At 38.6% G+C, this 18,860-nt stretch carries 8 protein-coding genes and 1 tRNA gene; 7 read left to right on the forward strand and 2 right to left on the reverse strand.

Features of this window, described 5'->3' with window-relative positions; translation table 11 throughout:
* Nucleotides 1-62 precede the first annotated feature (62 nt).
* Both PVV60_RS00585 and PVV60_RS00590 read left to right on the forward strand, forming a co-directional pair.
* The gene (locus PVV60_RS00585) at nt 63-1,244 is read left to right on the forward strand and encodes a DNA recombination protein RmuC (protein WP_273722430.1); all 1,182 of its coding nucleotides are present in this window, start codon (nt 63-65) and stop codon (nt 1,242-1,244) included.
* A gap of 111 nt (nt 1,245-1,355) precedes the next feature.
* Nucleotides 1,356-1,943, forward strand: coding sequence for a hypothetical protein (locus PVV60_RS00590; protein ID WP_273722431.1), 588 nt, complete (start codon nt 1,356-1,358; stop codon nt 1,941-1,943).
* A 1,172-nt stretch (nt 1,944-3,115) separates the two neighbouring features.
* Here PVV60_RS00590 and PVV60_RS00595 read toward each other — a convergent pair.
* Both PVV60_RS00595 and PVV60_RS00600 read right to left on the reverse strand, forming a co-directional pair.
* A tRNA-Ala gene (locus PVV60_RS00595) sits at nt 3,116-3,191 on the reverse strand.
* A 118-nt stretch (nt 3,192-3,309) separates the two neighbouring features.
* Nucleotides 3,310-3,690 carry a TIGR02300 family protein gene (locus PVV60_RS00600; protein ID WP_273722432.1) on the reverse strand — a complete coding sequence of 127 codons (381 nt, stop codon included), beginning with the start codon at nt 3,688-3,690 and terminating at the stop codon, nt 3,310-3,312.
* 187 nt (nt 3,691-3,877) lie between these two features.
* On the opposite strand from PVV60_RS00600, the gene aroA reads away from it, so the two are divergent.
* The 5 genes from aroA (at nt 3,878) to pncB (ending at nt 17,919) form a co-directional block, all read left to right on the forward strand.
* The gene (gene aroA, locus PVV60_RS00605) at nt 3,878-5,206 is read left to right on the forward strand and encodes a 3-phosphoshikimate 1-carboxyvinyltransferase (RefSeq protein WP_273722433.1); all 1,329 of its coding nucleotides are present in this window, start codon (nt 3,878-3,880) and stop codon (nt 5,204-5,206) included.
* Entirely contained in the window at nt 5,203-5,850 is a 648-nt protein-coding gene (cmk, locus tag PVV60_RS00610; RefSeq protein ID WP_273722434.1) for a (d)CMP kinase, read from the forward strand. Before aroA ends, cmk begins: the two co-directional genes overlap by 4 nt.
* 133 nt (nt 5,851-5,983) lie before the next feature.
* Nucleotides 5,984-7,684 (forward strand): 30S ribosomal protein S1, encoded by a 1,701-nt coding sequence (gene rpsA / locus PVV60_RS00615; RefSeq protein WP_026500132.1) that lies wholly within the window; start codon nt 5,984-5,986, stop codon nt 7,682-7,684.
* Nucleotides 7,685-7,911: 227 nt separating this feature from the next.
* Entirely contained in the window at nt 7,912-16,482 is an 8,571-nt protein-coding gene (locus PVV60_RS00620) for a GH36-type glycosyl hydrolase domain-containing protein (protein ID WP_273722435.1), read from the forward strand.
* A 132-nt stretch (nt 16,483-16,614) separates the two neighbouring features.
* Nucleotides 16,615-17,919 (forward strand): nicotinate phosphoribosyltransferase, encoded by a 1,305-nt coding sequence (gene pncB, locus PVV60_RS00625; protein WP_273722436.1) that lies wholly within the window; start codon nt 16,615-16,617, stop codon nt 17,917-17,919.
* Nucleotides 17,920-18,860: the final 941 nt, after the last annotated feature.

Below are 18,860 nucleotides of genomic sequence, written 5' to 3' on the forward strand. Positions count from 1 at the left end.
TGGTCAATATTGAATAACGGATTCTTGCGTTTTTTTACAATAAGAGCGTTATATTACAATTTATGTTTGATTCGTTTTTTTCCATACTCGCTGGTGAGTTTTTTTCTAAACTAATGCTTTTGCTTTTATTTTTACTTGTCTGTTTGGCATTTTTTATGTTGATACATTCTCATCGAAAAAAAGCATTTTTAGAAAATGAAATTGCTGAACGCGCACGCGAGGCACAAATGCAGATGGCTAACTTGCTGAAAACACAAGCTGAAATGCAAGGGCGAATGCAAACGATGGCGGAAATTTTTGGTCAACGGCAGGCTGAATTGAATAAATCACTCAGTGAGCAACTCAATGGGATGACAACAAGCTTAGGTCAAACACTTCAGGTACAGACCAAATCCACTTATGAAAATTTGAATCGTTTGCAAGAGCGTTTAGCAGTGATTGATGCAGCACAAAATAATATTCAATCGCTTACGGGACAAGTTGTTCAGTTGCAGTCCATTTTAAGCAATAAGCAGACACGTGGTACTTTTGGTCAGGGGCGGATGGAAGCCATTATTGCCGATGCCTTACCAACAAATGCTTATGCTTTTCAAGCTGTTCTTTCCAATGGAAAGCGTCCAGATTGCCTCATTCATATGCCCAATAAAGCCCCTTCTCTTGTTGTTGATGCTAAATTCCCTCTGGAGGCGTGGAATGCTATGCGTAAGGCAGAATTAGCGCAAGAACGTCAAGAGGCAGAACGCCAATTTCGTACCGATATGGAAGTTCATATTCGTGATATTGCACAAAAATATTTGATTCCTGGAGAAACCCATGACACTGCTTTCCTTTTTGTGCCATCTGAATCGATTTTTGCAACAATTTATGAAGACTTTGAGGCATTGGTACAAAAATCCAATAGAGCTCATGTGATTATTGTTTCACCATCTTTGTTGATGCTCTCTGTCCAAGTGGTACAAACCATTATGAAAGATGCACGGATGCGTGAACAAGCGCATTTAATTCAATCAGAAGTAGCAAAATTGATGGAAGATTTTGGACGAATGGATATACGTGTTCGCGCACTACAGAAGCACTTTCACAAAGCAGGTGAAGATATAGAGGGAATTTTGATATCGTCTTCCAAAATTATGAAACGGGCAAATCGCATTGAAACTGTTGAATTAAAAGAGAATCACTCTGAACCAACAAAAATGACAACATTGGCTCAGTCGCAAACATTGCGTTTTGCTGATGAGGAATAAATCAAAGCAAGCTTCTTAAATATCACAAGTCAGAACATGTTCTTTATTGATTGGTAATACTTTTTTAGTATCTCTATCTTGTTTTATTTCTTAAACGAGAGGAATAGGAATATGCGACACCTTTTGTTTTTAGGGGCACTGGTGTTTCTGCTAGAGGGATGTGCAACAACCACTCCCTCACACACAAACAATGCTTGTGCTATTTTAGCACAAAAAAATGGTTTTTTTGATAATTGGGGTAAGGTGTCTCAAAGAGCAGAAATGCGCTACGGAATTCCTATGCCGATTATTCTTGCAACTATTAAGATGGAATCGAGCTTTCGTCACAATGCACGTCCTCCACGTAAAAAACTACTTGGTTTTATTCCATGGAAGCGTCAATCGACAGCTTATGGTTATTCTCAAGCGCTTGACAGTACATGGGCAATGTATCTTCGCTCTACGGGCAGATCTTTTGCATGGCGTACGAATTTTGCAGATTCTGCTGATTTTATTGCTTGGTACCATCGCCAAAGTGTTCAACGCAATGGGGTGAGATTTGATGATGCATATAGCCTTTATTTAAATTATCATATGGGACATGGTGCTTATGCGCGTAGTGGCGGGCATGCCTCTGCGGCGCTTTCACAGGCAGCACAGCGCATGGCAAGGATATCGAGGCTCTATGAACAGCAATTAAAGAGATGTGGATGGCGTTAGGGAAGGTTTTTGCAAATCTCAATTAGGGAATTGTTGTGGTAAAATTATTTAAGGGCAAAATTTCTTATGGTGTGACAAGGGGCTGTATCATTTTTTCGATTGTCAAATGAAGTGAATTGTTATTTTTTAGAATAAACTCAAGAGACCGAAGCTTTTGAATACGCAATATATTTGAGTGCACTTTCGATGTTTTGACTTCCTGTGTTTAAAAAATTTACAATGGAAACTATCTTCTATTTGGCGCTGGCATTTCGCACTGGGCTAAGTACTAGATATTATTGAAGAAAAATTTTGAAATATAATATCATTTTTTATTTTCATTATGCGTATTACTGGCTGATTATTACATGAATATTTTCTTTGTTAAGCGTATAAAATAGTAATCAAAAAAATGCAATTCGAGCATCATATTAAAGTGAGAATCTCGAATGGCGTAGGGTTTTATCGTTTCAGATCTCTTGAGGTTGAATCAATAAAAACATTGGCTTGCACATAACAAGTGCAATTGGCATGTGGATAAAAGCTGTGAAAGAAAAGACTAAAAATGTCTCTTACGAACATTCTCAAATGTAAGAATTATCGGAAACATTGGGAATTAGCACGTATAACGGTGGCGCCACTTTGCTCTCATACCTCAATCTTGCTTGTGACGTGCAAGGAAAAAAATTAATTGATTCAATATGTTATTTAAGCGTTAACATACCTCATTATTGACCAAGTAGATGCTACTCAAGGTGGGCAATTTTTTAACTTGTAGGACATCTGATCAGGCAAAAAATACACGAAAAAAGTCTTGATTCGCAATAATTGAGAAGTATATTTTATTCTATAATCTTTGTTTAGGTACTTCGTACCTTTTAGATATCGATAATCAACATATTATGATTTTGTGGAAATATTGTGATAAAGGAAATTCAAATTTTGTCTTTTAAAACAAGGCGTAAGTTAAACAGCTCATTTTCTGTTTCTGTGTAAAGCATAAAAAATTATCTACTTTCACAGTTACAACAGTAAAATTTTATAAAGCAACAAATGATTAAAAATGTATTATAATATCATTAAAATGCAAGGAACAGGCGCTATTGGAATGATGATTAATAGAACATAGACCTTTTAAATTGATGCACACATCTTTTATTATTTGATTCCCTTGATAGAACAGTTGGTCCTTTTGGTGGAGCTAAGCGGGATCGAACCGCTGACCTCTTGCATGCCATGCAAGCGCTCTCCCAGCTGAGCTATAGCCCCTATAAAAACAAATTTTCCCAAAAGGAAAGTATACAATTCCAGCTTTTCTAGAACGATCAAAATTGAAGATCAAGAAGAATTTACATTCAATGGAAAAGATGTCTTCTTTTTACTTCTCTTAAGAATCGTCATCATTAGAAACACCACCTCCGAGAATATCAGTAACATCATCATCTTCATCGTCACCATCATGAGACAAAAATGTATCATCATCATCACCAAGATCTACATCACTATCTTCTAAATCAGGAAGATCGTCCTCTTTAGGATCCTCATCATCATCTTCAAGAAGCATAAAAGCAGATTTTTCAAGTGCTGTATCAAGCTCTTCAGTATCAACTTCTTCCTCATTGTTTGCTTCAGCTGCTGCAACTTCAAAGTAAGAACGCGGATAAGAAATTCCTGTATAGGGCGACACAATAGGATCGCGATTTAGATCGTAAAATTTTTTTCCTGTTTCTGGATCAACACGTTTAGTTCCAAGTTCTTGTTTTGCCATAAACCGTGCCTCTTTGATTAACTATTATTCCATTAAAAGATAAATTTTATGGTGCTTAATCGAAAAATAATGCCTTTGTCAAAGATAAATACATTGTTCCACAGTGATTTTTTCATGACGTCTTTTAAAGCATGTGCTAAAGGATACACAATTTCATAAAAGTTAGATAGAATTAAATAGAATTTCCATGCAAAAAGCAATCCCTATAACCACCTATAAATCGAGTAGTCTCTCTGGAAAAATTCAAATACCAGGAGATAAATCAATCTCTCATCGCTCTCTTATATTGGGAGGATTAGCAAATGGTGAGACATATATTCATGGATTACTTGAAAGTGCTGATGTACTCAATACAGCTACTGCTATGCAAGCTATGGGTGCTTGTATTATTAAAAAAGATGACTTCTGGATCATACGAGGAACAGGGAATGGTTGCCTTTTAGCTGCACAAAAACCTTTAGACTTTGGAAACGCCGGAACAGGTGCTCGTTTGGTTATGGGAATGGTTGGTCCATATCATATGAAAACAACCTTTATTGGTGATGCTTCTCTCTCTAAGCGTCCAATGGGACGTATCCTTGATCCACTGCGTCTCATGGGGGTAGAAATTGAGGCAACGCACGACGATCATCTTCCTTTAACGCTTTATGGTCCAAAAATGGCCAATCCGATTCGTTACCGTGTTCCAATAGCTTCCGCCCAAATTAAATCAGCGATCCTGCTTGCTGGACTCAATACCGCCGGCATTACAACTGTTATTGAACCAGTTCTGACACGAGATCATACGGAAAAAATGTTAAAAGCATTCGGTGCGCAACTTGAAATAGAAAAAGATAACGAAGGTGCGCGTTTGATTCATCTGAATGGTCAGCCCCATCTTACTGGGCAAACGATTCATATCCCAGGGGATCCTTCTTCTGCTGCTTTTCCAATTATCGCAGCCCTTCTTGTAGAAGACTCTGATATCACCATTGAAAATGTTTTGATAAATGACTCTCGAATAGGACTTATCGAAACATTGTGGGAAATGGGTGCTCAAATTGAATTTTTGAACCGACGTCAAACAGGCGGAGAAGATGTTGTTGATCTACAGATAAAATCATCGGTCCTTAGAGGCGTTACGGTGCCCAAAGAGCGCGCTCCATCGATGATTGATGAATATCCTGCTTTGGCAGTAGCAGCAGCCTTTGCAGAAGGAAAAACAGTGATGTTAGGAATTGAAGAATTGCGTGTAAAAGAATCAGATCGATTGTCTGCTGTTGCTCAAGGACTCAAAGTTAATGGCGTAGACTGTGAAGAAGGTCAAGATTTTCTTATTGTTTATGGGAAAGGTTCTGCCAAAGGTTTGGGGGGTGGACATGTCTCCACACATCTTGATCATCGAATTGCTATGTGTTTTCTCATTTTTGGGCTTGTATCAGAGAAACCTGTTACCATCGATGATAAACGAATGATCGCTACGAGCTTTCCGGAATTTATTCCTTTTATAAAACAACTTGGGGGAAAAATCGTTTGAAGCCTTTTGTTATTGCCATTGACGGACCTGCAGCCTCAGGCAAAGGAACATTAGCACGCAAAATTGCTGCACATTATCGTCTTCGCCATCTCGATACTGGCCTTACTTATCGTAGTGTTGCTCATACGCTTTTACAACAAAATTTAGCTCTTAATGATGAAAAAAATGCTATTATTTATGCTAAAGAACTTGATTTTAATACCTTAAATTCTGCTCTTCTTTCTTCTCATGAACTTGGTGAAGCGGCTTCAAAAATAGCGATTAACCCTTCTGTACGCAAAATTCTTGTCGAAAAACAACGCAACTTTGCTAAAGTTTTGCCCGGCTGTGTGCTTGATGGGCGTGATATCGGAACTATTGTTTGTCCTGATGCCGATATCAAGTTTTATGTTCTAGCCAATGTTCAAACACGCGCCAAACGTCGCTATCAGGAGATTTTAAAAAAAGGTGTTCAGGCAAATTATCATGAAATCCTAGCTCAACTTGAACAGCGCGACAGTCGCGATATAACGCGCAAACAAAGTCCACTAAAACCAGCAAAAAACGCCCACTTGCTTGATACGTCAGAATTGAGTATAGAAGCAACATTCGAAATTGCATGTAGTTTTATTGATCCAATCATAAAAATGCATATAATTGGATAAATTCGTTAAGGTGACTTCTAGCCTAGCGCTAACTTTTCTTCCTTTATTCAAGGAAAAAGGCTAAGGAGTTGCTTATGTTAACACTAACCTAGCGCTCATACCTTATAATACAAGGTATATATTAGGAGTTCTTATGTCACAATACAATCCCACAACAGCGGATTTTGAAGCCCTTTTAACAGAATCTTTTCAAACTAATGATCTTAATGAAGGATCTGTTGTTAAAGGTCGTGTTATTGCAATCGAAAAAGACATGGCCATTATTGATGCTGGTCTTAAAGTCGAAGGACGTATTCCTCTCAAAGAATTTGGAGCTAAAGCAAAAGATGGTTCTTTGCAAGTTGGCGATGAAGTTGAGGTTTACATTGAACGCATTGAAAATGCGATGGGTGAAGCTGTTTTATCGCGTGAAAAAGCACGGCGCGAAGAAAGTTGGGTCCGTTTGGAGGAAAAATTTAATGCTGGTGCACGCGTTGATGGAGTGATCTTTAGCCAAGTAAAAGGTGGTTTTACAGTCGATCTTGATGGTGCTGTTGCTTTCTTGCCGCGCAGCCAAGTTGATATTCGTCCCATTCGTGATGTTTCACCTCTCATGCATAATTCTCAGTCCTTTGAAATTTTGAAGATGGATCGTCGTCGTGGTAATATTGTGGTTTCACGTCGTACTGTTTTAGAAGAAAGTCGCGCTGAGCAACGTTCAGAAATTGTACAAAATCTTGAAGAAAACCAAATCGTTGAAGGTGTGGTGAAAAATATCACAGATTATGGTGCCTTTGTTGATCTTGGTGGGATTGATGGTCTCTTGCACGTTACAGATATGGCATGGCGGCGTGTTAATCACCCATCTGAAGTGCTCACAATTGGCCAAACGATTAAAGTTCAGATTATTCGCATTAATCAGGATACGCACCGTATTTCTCTTGGAATGAAACAGCTTGAAAGTGATCCTTGGGAAAGCATCAGTGTTCGGTATCCAATTGGTAAAAAAATTACGGGTGCTGTTACCAACATTACTGATTACGGTGGTTTTGTTGAAATTGAGCCAGGAATTGAAGGGCTGATCCATGTTTCTGAAATGAGCTGGACGAAGAAAAATGTTCATCCTGGAAAAATTCTGTCTACATCACAAGAAGTAGAAGTGGTTGTTCTTGAGATTGATCCTTCTAAACGGCGTATTTCTCTTGGCTTAAAGCAAACATTTGAAAATCCATGGGAAGCTTTTGCCAATAAATTTCCTGTCAATTCGCAAATTGAAGGAGAGGTTAAAAATAAAACAGAATTTGGTCTGTTTATTGGGCTTGAAGGCGATGTTGACGGTATGGTTCATTTGTCTGATCTTGATTGGAACCGTCCTGGTGAACAAGTTATTGATACTTACAATAAAGGCGATATCGTTAAAGCTGTGGTCCTTGATGTTGACATTGAAAAAGAGCGCATTTCCCTTGGAATTAAGCAGCTTTCCAGCGATAAAGTTGGAGAAGCAGCTGCTTCTGGTGAATTGCGAAAAGGTGCTGTTGTAACATGCGAAGTGATTGCTGTTAATGACAATGACATTGGTGTGAAATTGATTGACCACAACCTTGAGACAACCATTCGGCGTGCTGATCTTGCGCGTGATCGTGATGAGCAACGTCCTGAGCGTTTCGCAATTGGGCAAAAAGTTGATGCGCGCATCACAGCATTTGATAAAAAAACACGTAAAATTTCAGTATCGATTAAAGCTTTAGAAATCGCAGAGGAAAAAGAAGCTGTTGCACAATATGGTTCTACAGATTCAGGTGCTTCTCTTGGTGATATTCTTGGTGCAGCTTTGAAAAAACAAGAACAAGATTAATCATCAATCACTAAAGTTAACGGTGTTATTAAGGTCACTCATTTTAGGGTGACCTTTTTATTTTCTAAAAAATTGTCTGTTTATTTTCTAATTATTGGCGTCAAAAATTATAAATGCTTGCAAATAAAAACAAAAAGTTTGTTTTTTGTCTATCAACGGTTCACTATTCAGATAAAATGCTTACAATTTAAATAAAAAACGATGTAATTGGATAACAATAGGACATTATGACGTGCATAATACCTTTCATAAAGTGCTTTTTTTCTCAAAAAGAGAAAAAAGACTATTTTATTAATACGGATTTTCCTCTTCGTGCAATTTATAAGGTACAGGAAGATCTTTATAACTTAGGGCATGATATAGCTTCTGGTAAAGAAATTTTACTCCCTGAATATGACGGAGTAGAAGATTTTCGCAAGAGATTGAATGAAAATGCTAAACTTATTCTTCATGCCTTTCATACCAGTGATTTTGCTGCTCGAAATGATGAAACCATCGCACCGTCTGCTCAATGGCTCATTGATAATCATTACACCATTGATAAAACCATACAAAAACTACGTCGTAATCTGCCCAAGTCCTTCATAAAGCAACTTCCTCTTTCTACACACAAAGCGGGAATACCACGAATTTTTGCTTTAACTTGGCTTTATATTGCGCATACCGATAGCAGTTTTTCACAAGAAACACTCACTGCTATAACCAACGGATTTCAAGAAGTTTGTGCGCTCACAATTGGTGAATTGTGGGCTCTTCCTTCTGTTATGCAAATGCTGCTCATTGAAAATATCCGTCGTCTTTCCGTCCGTATCGAAAAAGCGCGACATATGCGCCATCTTGCTAGTCAAGTGGCTGATAAAATTTCTCTTGTAGAAAATAAAACAAATCTACACTCTCTTTTTACGCAGTATAAACCATTTACTGTTGATCCAACTTTTTCGGCACATTTATTCTATCGCCTGCGCAGTGCATCTGTCGATTCAACCATAGCATTAACTTGGCTTGAAAAGCAATTGAAAAGCCAAGGCAGTAGCTTAGAGATTGTAACAGCCGATGAACATACCAGACAAGCAGCAGATGGTGTGACCATGGGAAATATTATCCGTGCTCTTAAAGCTATAGATGATGTTGATTGGACAGCGTGGTTTGAAACAGTGAGTTGTGTCGATTCTATTTTGCGTAAAAATAGTGATTTTTCTGAAATTGATTCTCACTCACGCAATATTTATCGACAAGTCATTGAAAAAGTTTCACGCTTTTCGCCTCTTAGTGAGCTGGAAATTGCACATAAAGTTGTAGAAATAGCAAATTCCACTTCTAAAGATATGCCTCATCATTCTTGTGTGGGGTGGTATCTTGTTGATGATGGTCGTGGCATATTTGAAAAGGCTTGTGGATATATCCCGCCCTTTCTCATAAAATGGATACGCGCTTCCTGTTGCTCAAAATTGAGAGTCATCGCCATTCCTGTCTCTTTTCTGACGCTCGCTCTTTTGTTTGTAATTTACGCCCTTTTACAAATATCTGGCATGACACAATGGATGTCTTTTTGCTTTACTGTATTGGCGCTTTTTCCTGCTATCGATGCTGCTTTTGCTTTATTTAACACTGTTGTTTCGTGGTTTGTCCCATCAAGACAACTCATTGGCTATGAATATAAAGAAGGTATTCCAAAACATGCACGGACAATGGTTGTTGTACCTACTTTGATGACATCACGCGATGATATTGATGAGCAAGTGCGCAATCTTGAAGTGCACTATCTTTCCAATCCTAAAGGTGCCATTCATTTTGCACTCATTACAGATTGGGTGGATGCTCTATTGAGAGAAACGCAAGATGATCTTGATTTATTGCACTATGCGCAAAAGAGTATTGATAAACTCAATAGTCGTTATCATCGGGATGAACTTCCTCTTTTTTTCCTTTTACATCGCCGACGCCTTTATAATGCAAGCGAAAAATGTTGGATGGGATGGGAACGAAAGCGAGGAAAACTTCATGAACTCAATCGGCTCTTAAGAGGCGATAAAAACACAAGCTTTTATCCCCCCAATCCACATCTTCCTATGGATTGCCGTTTTGTTATGACGCTGGATTGTGATACACGTCTTACTCCAGAGAGCGTCGTGAAACTTGTTGGAAAGCTTAACCATCCACTCAATCATCCCGTTTTTGATCCACAAAGTGGAAAGGTTGTAAAGGGCTATAGCATTTTACAACCACGCATTATTCCTTCACTTACAACAGGGAAAAAAACATCAATTCTCCAACGGGTTTTTTCTATCAACCGTGGCATTGATCCTTATGTTTTTGCTGTTTCTGATACTTATCAAGATCTTTTAGGAGAAGGCACCTTTATCGGTAAGGGTCTTTATAATATTGATGCATTTGAACAAGCGCTTGATGGCAAAATTAAAGAAAATACTATTCTTAGTCATGATCTCTTAGAAGGAGGTTATGCTCGTACTGCTCTGGTGAGTAGCATAGAAGTCATCGAAGATTATCCAACTGCTTATAATATTGATGTTATGCGTTATCATCGTTGGGTCCGCGGTGATTGGCAGCTTTTGCCTTATCTTTTTTCCCACCGTCAAATAAGTTCCGTGACGTGTTGGAAAATGCTGGATAATTTACGTCGTTCTCTCACTCCACTTATGTGGTTAATCGCATCACTTGCAGGATGGGCTTTTTTGTCTTTAAAGAGTGCAATCGTTTGGCAAATATTCTTGTTGGTTAGCTCCTTCATTTCACCCATTCTATGTGTATTAAAAACGCTTGTCTCATCCAATATAGATCATTCTTTGCGGGGACATTTTCAATTAATTTGGAACAAAACTGCTCTTACAAGCGCTGATATATTTCTTAAAACGACGTTTCTTGCTCATTCGGCGTATTTTATGACCGATGCGATTATTCGTACACTCTATCGTATGATGATTTCAAAACAGCATCTTCTTGAATGGAAAACTTCTGCCGCAACAAAATCAATGCCCAACAGTTTGCTTTTCTATGTTTTTACAATGGCACCAGCATCGCTTATTGGTGTCCTTACTATAGCACTCCCTCTTTTTTCTGATAGTTTTGCAAGCTTGATTGCTTTGCCTTTTGGGATAGCATGGTTTTTTTCACCCTTCATTGCTTGGATTGTGAGTCAACCTTCAACCTTTCAAGATAGCCTTCATCTTTCTTCAAAAGATGAAAAAAAACTTCGCTCTATTGCACGGCGGACATGGCTTTATTATGCAACCTTTGTCAATGCACAAAACAACTATTTGCCTCCCGATAATTTTCAAGAAGATCCTGAACCTCTTGTTGCTCAACGTACATCTCCTACGAATATTGGCGTTTATCTCCTTTCTATTATTGCAGCACGTGATTTTGGCTGGATTGGTTTTGAAGAGACTATTACCCGCATTGAATGTACATTACGCTCTCTTACAAAAATGGAAAAGTTCCGTGGTCATCTCTATAATTGGTATGAAACGGATACGCTCAGGCCTCTTTTACCTACTTATGTATCAACCGTTGATTCAGGAAATTTTGCTGGTCATTTGATAACACTCTCTTCTGCCTTAAGTGAATGGGCTGAAAAACCACATCTTTTTTTTCAAATTGATCGAGAAGGCTTATCAGATGTTCTTACTATTCTTGAAGAAACTGTCAGAGAAATTCCAAATCATCAACCTAGGTTACGCTCGTTACGCCAAAAAATCGAAGAAAACATCACTCGTTTTCATGACTCTGTCTTCACTTTTGCAGAACAAGAAAATACGCTCCCTTCTCACATCATAGATCTTTCACTTGCAGCCCACGATATTGTGCGCTTAGTCGGTGAACTTGACCATAAAATTCAAACGTTAGAATCTGCGCGTGCGCTTTCTTGGGCTAAATGCCTTATCGATACCTGTAACGCTTATCATCATGATGAGATTGCTCATTGTGATACTGAAAAATTACATAAAAAACTAAACAGGCTGGCTATAGTGGCACGGCAAATAGCCTTTGATATGAAATTTGATTTTTTAGAACAGCCTAAACGGCATCTCTTATCTATTGGATATCGTGTTCAAGAAAATAAACTCGATGAAAATTGTTATGATCTACTTGCTTCAGAAGCACGTCTTGCAAGCTTTTTTGCTATCGCAAAAGGAGACATAAAACTTAAACATTGGTTTCGTCTTGGTCGACTCCTCGTCCCCATAGGTTGGAAAGGTGCGCTCCTATCATGGTCTGGATCGATGTTCGAATATCTGATGCCATCTCTCGTAATGCATGAACCTTTAGGATCTCTCCTAGATCAAACAAATCGATTGATTATTCGTTGTCAAATACAATATGCCCATAAACGGGAATTGCCATGGGGCATTTCAGAAGCCGCATTTAACGCTCGCGATCATTTAATGAATTACCAATACGCTCATTTTGGTGTTCCAAACCTCGGACTCCAACGTGGTCTTTCACGCAATGCTGTCATTGCTCCCTATGCCAGCCTTCTAGCGGCACAATATGCTCCTGCTTGCGCTGTCGCTAATTTAAAACGACTCCGTGATCTTGGAGTTTTAGGAACATATGGTTATTATGACTCTGTCGATTTTACTCCTTCACGCGTGAAAACAGGGGAAAAATACGCTGTTGTACGCAATTATTATGCGCACCATCATGGCATGTCGATCCTTGCTCTTAACAATGTTATTTTTCAAGGACGAATGCGTGATCGTTTTCACCGTGACCCCGTTGTTGAAGCAACGCAACTGCTGTTACAGGAAAGAGCGCCTCATCTTATTCCTATTATTCATACCAAAGCTGTTAATCGTATGCGCAATAAGTCTCAAGCATTTGACGCTGCCCCTTTGCGCATTATTACAAATCCGTTGCTCAAACCACGAGCAACCTTACTCTTGTCTAATGGATTTTATTCTACCATGTTAACAGCGAATGGTTCTGGTTACAGCCGTTGGCACGATTATGCGATTACGCGCTTTATTCCTGATGCAACAGAAGATCAACAAGGTACTTTATTCTTCTTACGCGATACGCATAGTGGACGGTGGTGGTCTGTTACTGGTGAGCCAACACGTGTTATTGAAGAAGAAGCTGTCAGCATTTTTACAGATGAAAAGGCTGAATATACAAAAATGGTTGATGGTATAAAATCAACACTTGAATGTCTTATTACATCTGAAGGATGTGGCGAAGGTAGACGTATTCAACTGATGAATACGACAAATAAAGAGCGCCTCATTGAAGTGACTTCTTATGGTGAATTAGCGCTTGCCACAATGGGCACAGACCAAGCTCATCCTGTTTTTTCCCGTATGTTTATAGAGACAGAAATTGCTGAAGAAGGTAAAACAATTTTTGCCAAAAGGCGTAAACGCTCACCTAGTGATCCTGAAATATATGTTGCCCATTTTGTCTCCAGTACAACAGATACTCTCCGAGAGACAGAAGCTGAAACGGATCGCTCTCTGTTTATTGGGCGGGGGCGATCCATTCATCGGCCTGTTGCATTTGACCAAAATGCTCGTTTCAGTAACAGTCAAGGTTGCGTTCTTGATCCTGTTATGTCATTGCGATGCCGTATAAAAATTCCAGCCCATGAAAAAGCAGAACTTATTTTTTGGACTTTTGCTGCTCATACAAAAGAAGCGCTAAATAATCATATTAAACATTATCGACAACCTGATATGTTTCAAAAAGAACTTTCAATGGCATGGACGCGCTCACAAGTCGCACTGTATCAGAGCGGAACTGAGCTTAAAGAAGCTATTGTCTATCAAAAATATGCAACACCGCTTATTTATCCAGAACGAACGTGGCGTCTTCCTTCTGAAATATTAGCAAAAACGCTAGGAAAACAGTCTGATCTTTGGCCCATGTCTATCTCAGGAGATAATCCACTCTGTCTTCTTAGGTTAAATAACGAGGGAAATATAACCGTACTGCGCGAGCTCCTTAAAGCACACGAATATTGGCGTATGCGCGGACTCATCGTTGATTTGGTCATTCTTAACGAACAAACATTTTCCTATATACAAAATACACAACGCGCTCTTGAGTGGGTCTGTGAATCTTATTATCACCACACGCAAAAAGCAGATGAACGCCAACATATTTTCATGCTTCGACGCGATCAAATGAGTGAACAGAGTTTTAAAACGCTTCTTGCATCAGCGCGCATCGTTTTTGATGCCCAAAATGGCTCTTTATCTGAACAACTTAAACGACTTGATGAGAATAATGTTAATCTCACAATTCGTAAAAATTATCAAGAATCTTATGATCAATTAGACTTGCCAAGATATAACGAAGGAAAGCAAATTACAACACAAACTGAACAAAATCTTTTTTCTTCCATTGGTCTTATTGGCCAACAAAAACCCTCTTCTTTTCTCCCAAATGGAGAAGATCTAAGATATTGGAATGGTTATGGCGGTTTTAATCAGCACAATCATTATGTAATACGTCTACATGGACGTACCACCACACCGCATCCGTGGATTAATGTCATTGCTAATCACAGATTTGGTTTTCATGTCTCTGCTGAAGGTGCAATTTTTACTTGGGTTAACAATAGCCGCGATTATCAACTAACTCCTTGGGCGAATGATCCAACGTCTAACCGGCCAGGAGAAGCTCTTTATCTGGTTGATCGCCAGTCTTTAAAACGTTTTTCACCGGTTTCTGCTGTAGAATGTGATGAAAATATTGTCTATGAAGCTTGTCATGGTTTTGGATTTTCAACTTTTAAATCGACACATTCAGAAATTGCGTTAGAACTGACTCATACAGTCGATCCCGAAAAACCTATTCGCTTTTCACGTCTTACCCTCACGAATGAAGGGGAAAAGCCACGTAGTTTACGCCTTTATAATTATGTTGAATGGGTTTTAGGAAATGTCCGTACAAAATATGCCCCTTTTATTGTTTCCTCTTATGAGGCCAGATGGGGTGCACATTTTATTCAAAATCCCTATAACATCGAGAAATCTCAACAAGTTACATTTTTATCAGCATCCGAAATGCCAACCAGCACCACGACCAATCGCGCTGAATTTATTGGTGCAATGGGAACCGTAACGCATCCAACTGCGATCCGTAAAGCCGATGTTCTTTCGAATACCATTGAAGCAGGATGTGATCCTTGTTCAGCATTCGCCTATGATATTGATCTTCAACCAGGGCAAACAAAAGAAATCATCTTCTATCTTGGCAGTGCTGAAAACAGACAAGAAGCTGAAAAATTACTCAATCAAGTGCGTGCAAGTGATTTTGAAATTCTGCTCACAAAACAAAAACAGCAATGGAGTGATTTTGTTTCTCCTTTCCAAGTCAAAACACCTGACGCTTCTTTTAATCTTATGGTCAACCATTGGCTTCCTTATCAAATCTACGCATGCCGCATCATGGCACGCGCAGGCTTTTATCAAGCGAGTGGTGCATTTGGTTTTCGTGATCAGTTACAAGATAGCTTGTCTTTGTTATTGCTGGAACCACAATTAGCACGTGAACAATTGTTAAATGCAGCAGCGCACCAATTTCTTGAAGGTGATGTGCAACATTGGTGGTTGCCTGACACAAATGCTGGTGTTCGTACGCGTATTTCTGATGATATCGTTTGGTTTGCATATGCAACAGCTCTTTATGTTAATACCACTGGCGATGATGTCTTTCTTGATACGCTCATTCCTTTTATTGAAGGTGATGTTCTCAAAAGTGAGCAACAGGATGCTTATTTTCAACCTATCCAATCCTCAAAGGTTGCAACAGTTTATGAACATTGTGCTTTAGCTTTAGACCTTGCCATTAAACGCTGCGGACCACATGGTCTCCCTCTTATTTTAGGTGGGGATTGGAATGATGGCATGAATTTGGTAGGTGTGGAAGGAAAAGGTGAAAGCATTTGGTTAGGATGGTTTCTTGGGTACACATTACAAGCTTTTATCTCTTTAGCAAAAAAACGTGGTGACAATAGCCATATGCAAATATGGAGTACGTACCTTGAACATTTAACAAAATCCCTAGAAGAAAACGGTTGGGATGGTGCTTGGTATCGACGTGGTTATTTTGATGATGGAACACCTCTTGGCTCTAAAATCAATGATGAATGTCAAATCGATACCATTGCTCAATCTTGGGCTGTCATTTCTCAAATGGCATCGCCTGAACGTCAAAAACAAGCGATGAAATCAATGTTGGAATATCTCTATGATAAAAAAGGCGGACTCATTCGCCTTTTTTGGCCACCGTTTGATAAAAGTACACTCGAGCCTGGTTATATAAAAAGTTATCCTCCAGGAATCCGAGAAAATGGTGGTCAATACACGCATGGTGCCATTTGGAGTATTTTTGCGTTGGCTGAAATGGAACAAAACGATAAAGCTTATGCTTTATTTTCTATGATAAACCCAATTACTCATGGACAAGATCCTGAAATTTATCGTGTTGAACCTTATGTGATGGCCGCAGATATTTATTCTGTTGAACCACGGTGTGGTCAAGGCGGTTGGACTTGGTATACAGGTTCAGCCGGTTGGTTTTACCGCGCCGCAACACAAGCTATTCTTGGAATACAGCGTCAGGGAGACCTATTGTTTTTGCAACCACATTTACCCTCTATTTGGCCAAAATATGAAGCAACAATGAAGTTTTATGATGCCGTTTATAGCATTAAAGTAAAATGGGGACCTAAAAATATGCTCCATGTTAATGGCAAAGAATATACCGAATTTCATACAGGGATAAAGTTACAAAAAACAGGTCAGCATGAAATTATACGTATTATCAAATCTTAGAGATGAAAGATGAAAAAAGAGAGAAGACTTTTTATTCTTGCCCAAAACTGTAGAGTTGCTATATTGCACCGCCTATATTAGCCGTGTTGGTGCATAATATTTTAGATTTTATGAAACTGAAAGAAAAAGGTTATGAATCATCCGGATATTGCTAGACGTGTTTACAATCACACTTGGAAACTTGATCCCATTATTCGCTCACTTCTTGATACGGATTTTTATAAGCTTCTTATGGTGCAGATGATTTGGGGGTTATATCCTAATGTTAATGTTACTTTTTCCCTCATAAATCGCTCTAAAACAATACGTCTTGCCGATGATATTGATGAGAGTGAATTACGTGCTCAACTTGATCATGCTCTTAGTTTGCGCTTTACAAAAAAAGAAATGATCTGGCTTGCTGGTAATACATTTTATGGACGCAAACAAATTTTTGAACCGGATTTTCTTCAGTGGCTTGAGAGTTTTCAACTCCCAGAATATGAACTAACCCGTAAAGATGGCCAGTATATTCTTCATTTTTATGGTTCGTGGGCTCATAGCTCTATGTGGGAAATTCCAGCCCTTGCTATCATCAGTGAATTACGTTCACGTGCTGCTCTCAAAAAACTAGATCGTTTTGCTCTTGATGTACTTTATGCGCGTGCTAAAGCAAAAATGTGGAGTAAAGTTGAACGTCTCAGAAAATTGCCTGATATTAAAATATCTGACTTTGGGACAAGGCGCCGCCATTCTTTTTTATGGCAGCGCTGGTGTGTGGAAGCATTAAAAGAAGGCATTGGTAATTCTTTTACTGGAACTTCTAATGTTCTTCTTGCCATGGATACGGATTTAGAAGCTCTTGGAACCAATGCACACGAATTGCCCATGGTTATCGCGGCTCTCAGCAACAATGATGATGAATTACGCAGAGCTCCGTATCAAGTCTTGCAAGATTGGAACCGTTATTATGGTGGAAATCTTCTCATTGTTTTACCTGATACCTTTGGTACAGAAGCATTTTTACGCAATGCACCAGATTGGGTCGCTGATTGGACGGGTTTCAGACCCGATAGTGCGCCCCCTATTGAAGGTGGTGAACGTATTATTCAATGGTGGAAAGAAAAAGGAAAAGATCCACGCAAAAAACTTTTAATTTTTTCTGATGCTCTTGATGTCAATACAATTGAAAAAACCTATCATCATTTCCATGATAGAGTGCGCATGAGTTTTGGATGGGGCACGGATCTTACCAATGACTTTACAGGCTGTGCACCTCAGGAAATCGAAACTCTTGATGCTCTTTCCCTTGTTTGTAAAGCCACTCATGCCAATGGTCGACCAGCCGTAAAACTTTCAGATAATCCTAAAAAAACGATTGGTGATCCAAAAGAAGTACAACGTTATCTCAATTTTTTTGGTAATAAAAAGAGAATTGCTAGACCTATAAAGACCTAGTTTCCGGTTTTTTAAAACGAGTATATTGAATCATTATATTGTTTGTAAGATTGATTTTTGTCCTGCCCTAAGGATGAGGATTCTTAGCCTTTGCTGGTCCGTAAACAGTTTGGCTATTTTTTGAACAGATTGTACTTGGCCTATCACGTATATGCTTCACTTACATAAGAATCGACAGATAAAAAAATATTCACTACGCATTAAAAAATACTTAACGTGCTAGGGAAGTTTAACCAAGGAGTCTTTCTTATATCATTGTTATAAATAACGGTATTATACGGCATAACAAGATACTATCATTTTGCATGTATGAAGGTTTTCAATTTTAAGGGTTATTGTTGTAGTTTGATAGTAGGTTTTGTACTAAGTGGCAAGAGGTGGGATTAAGTATGAATACGTGGTAATTTATTGTTTTTATGTACAGTTTTGACCATTAAATGTACGTTTTATCAAAATAGATTTTGACACCTAAAATTGCAAAAATTACCGAAAATTAGAAAAAAGTGCGTTTCCATAGTAAAAATGAGAAAAGGTTTTGCAAACCCTTTGAGAACATCTTTAAACTCTTTGAAAAAAATAAATTGGTACAAAATCTAGTGTCAAAATATACAAAACCAGATGACAAGATACAATTGTAACATTACGAATTGCTAAGACAACATTGGAGGATGACAAATAACATGGGGACTATCAGTGTGCATTTTGCAAGGCAAGGATGATGGTGCCCAAATAGATTTTATACACTTTACAGGAGATTTTATTTTATCCATGTATGGTCTGCTATCATGGAGTTCGTAAGGCGTTGAGAAATGTTTTGTTTTACGTGAGGGGCATGACCTCATTAAAAAACAGAGAATGCAATAATATTTTTATTTCGAAAAAGCTTTATACGAAGACAGAGAATTTATTTATTCGCATATTATAATAAGAATGCGTGTATG

Source organism: Bartonella sp. AU18XJBT, from assembly GCF_028618595.1.
In the GTDB taxonomy this organism is placed as follows: Bacteria; Pseudomonadota; Alphaproteobacteria; order Rhizobiales; family Rhizobiaceae; genus Bartonella.

Bases quoted from the DNA above. Each gene is read 5' to 3' on its own strand.
- PVV60_RS00585 (WP_273722430.1), top strand. From the start codon at position 63: ATGTTTGATTCGTTTTTTTCCATACTCGCTGGTGAGTTTTTTTCTAAA.
- rpsA (WP_026500132.1), top strand. From the start codon at position 5,984: ATGTCACAATACAATCCCACAACAGCGGATTTTGAAGCCCTTTTAACA.
- PVV60_RS00600 (WP_273722432.1), bottom strand. From the start codon at position 3,690: ATGGCAAAACAAGAACTTGGAACTAAACGTGTTGATCCAGAAACAGGA.
- PVV60_RS00620 (WP_273722435.1), top strand. From the start codon at position 7,912: ATGACGTGCATAATACCTTTCATAAAGTGCTTTTTTTCTCAAAAAGAG.
- PVV60_RS00590 (WP_273722431.1), top strand. From the start codon at position 1,356: ATGCGACACCTTTTGTTTTTAGGGGCACTGGTGTTTCTGCTAGAGGGA.
- pncB (WP_273722436.1), top strand. From the start codon at position 16,615: ATGAATCATCCGGATATTGCTAGACGTGTTTACAATCACACTTGGAAA.
- aroA (WP_273722433.1), top strand. From the start codon at position 3,878: ATGCAAAAAGCAATCCCTATAACCACCTATAAATCGAGTAGTCTCTCT.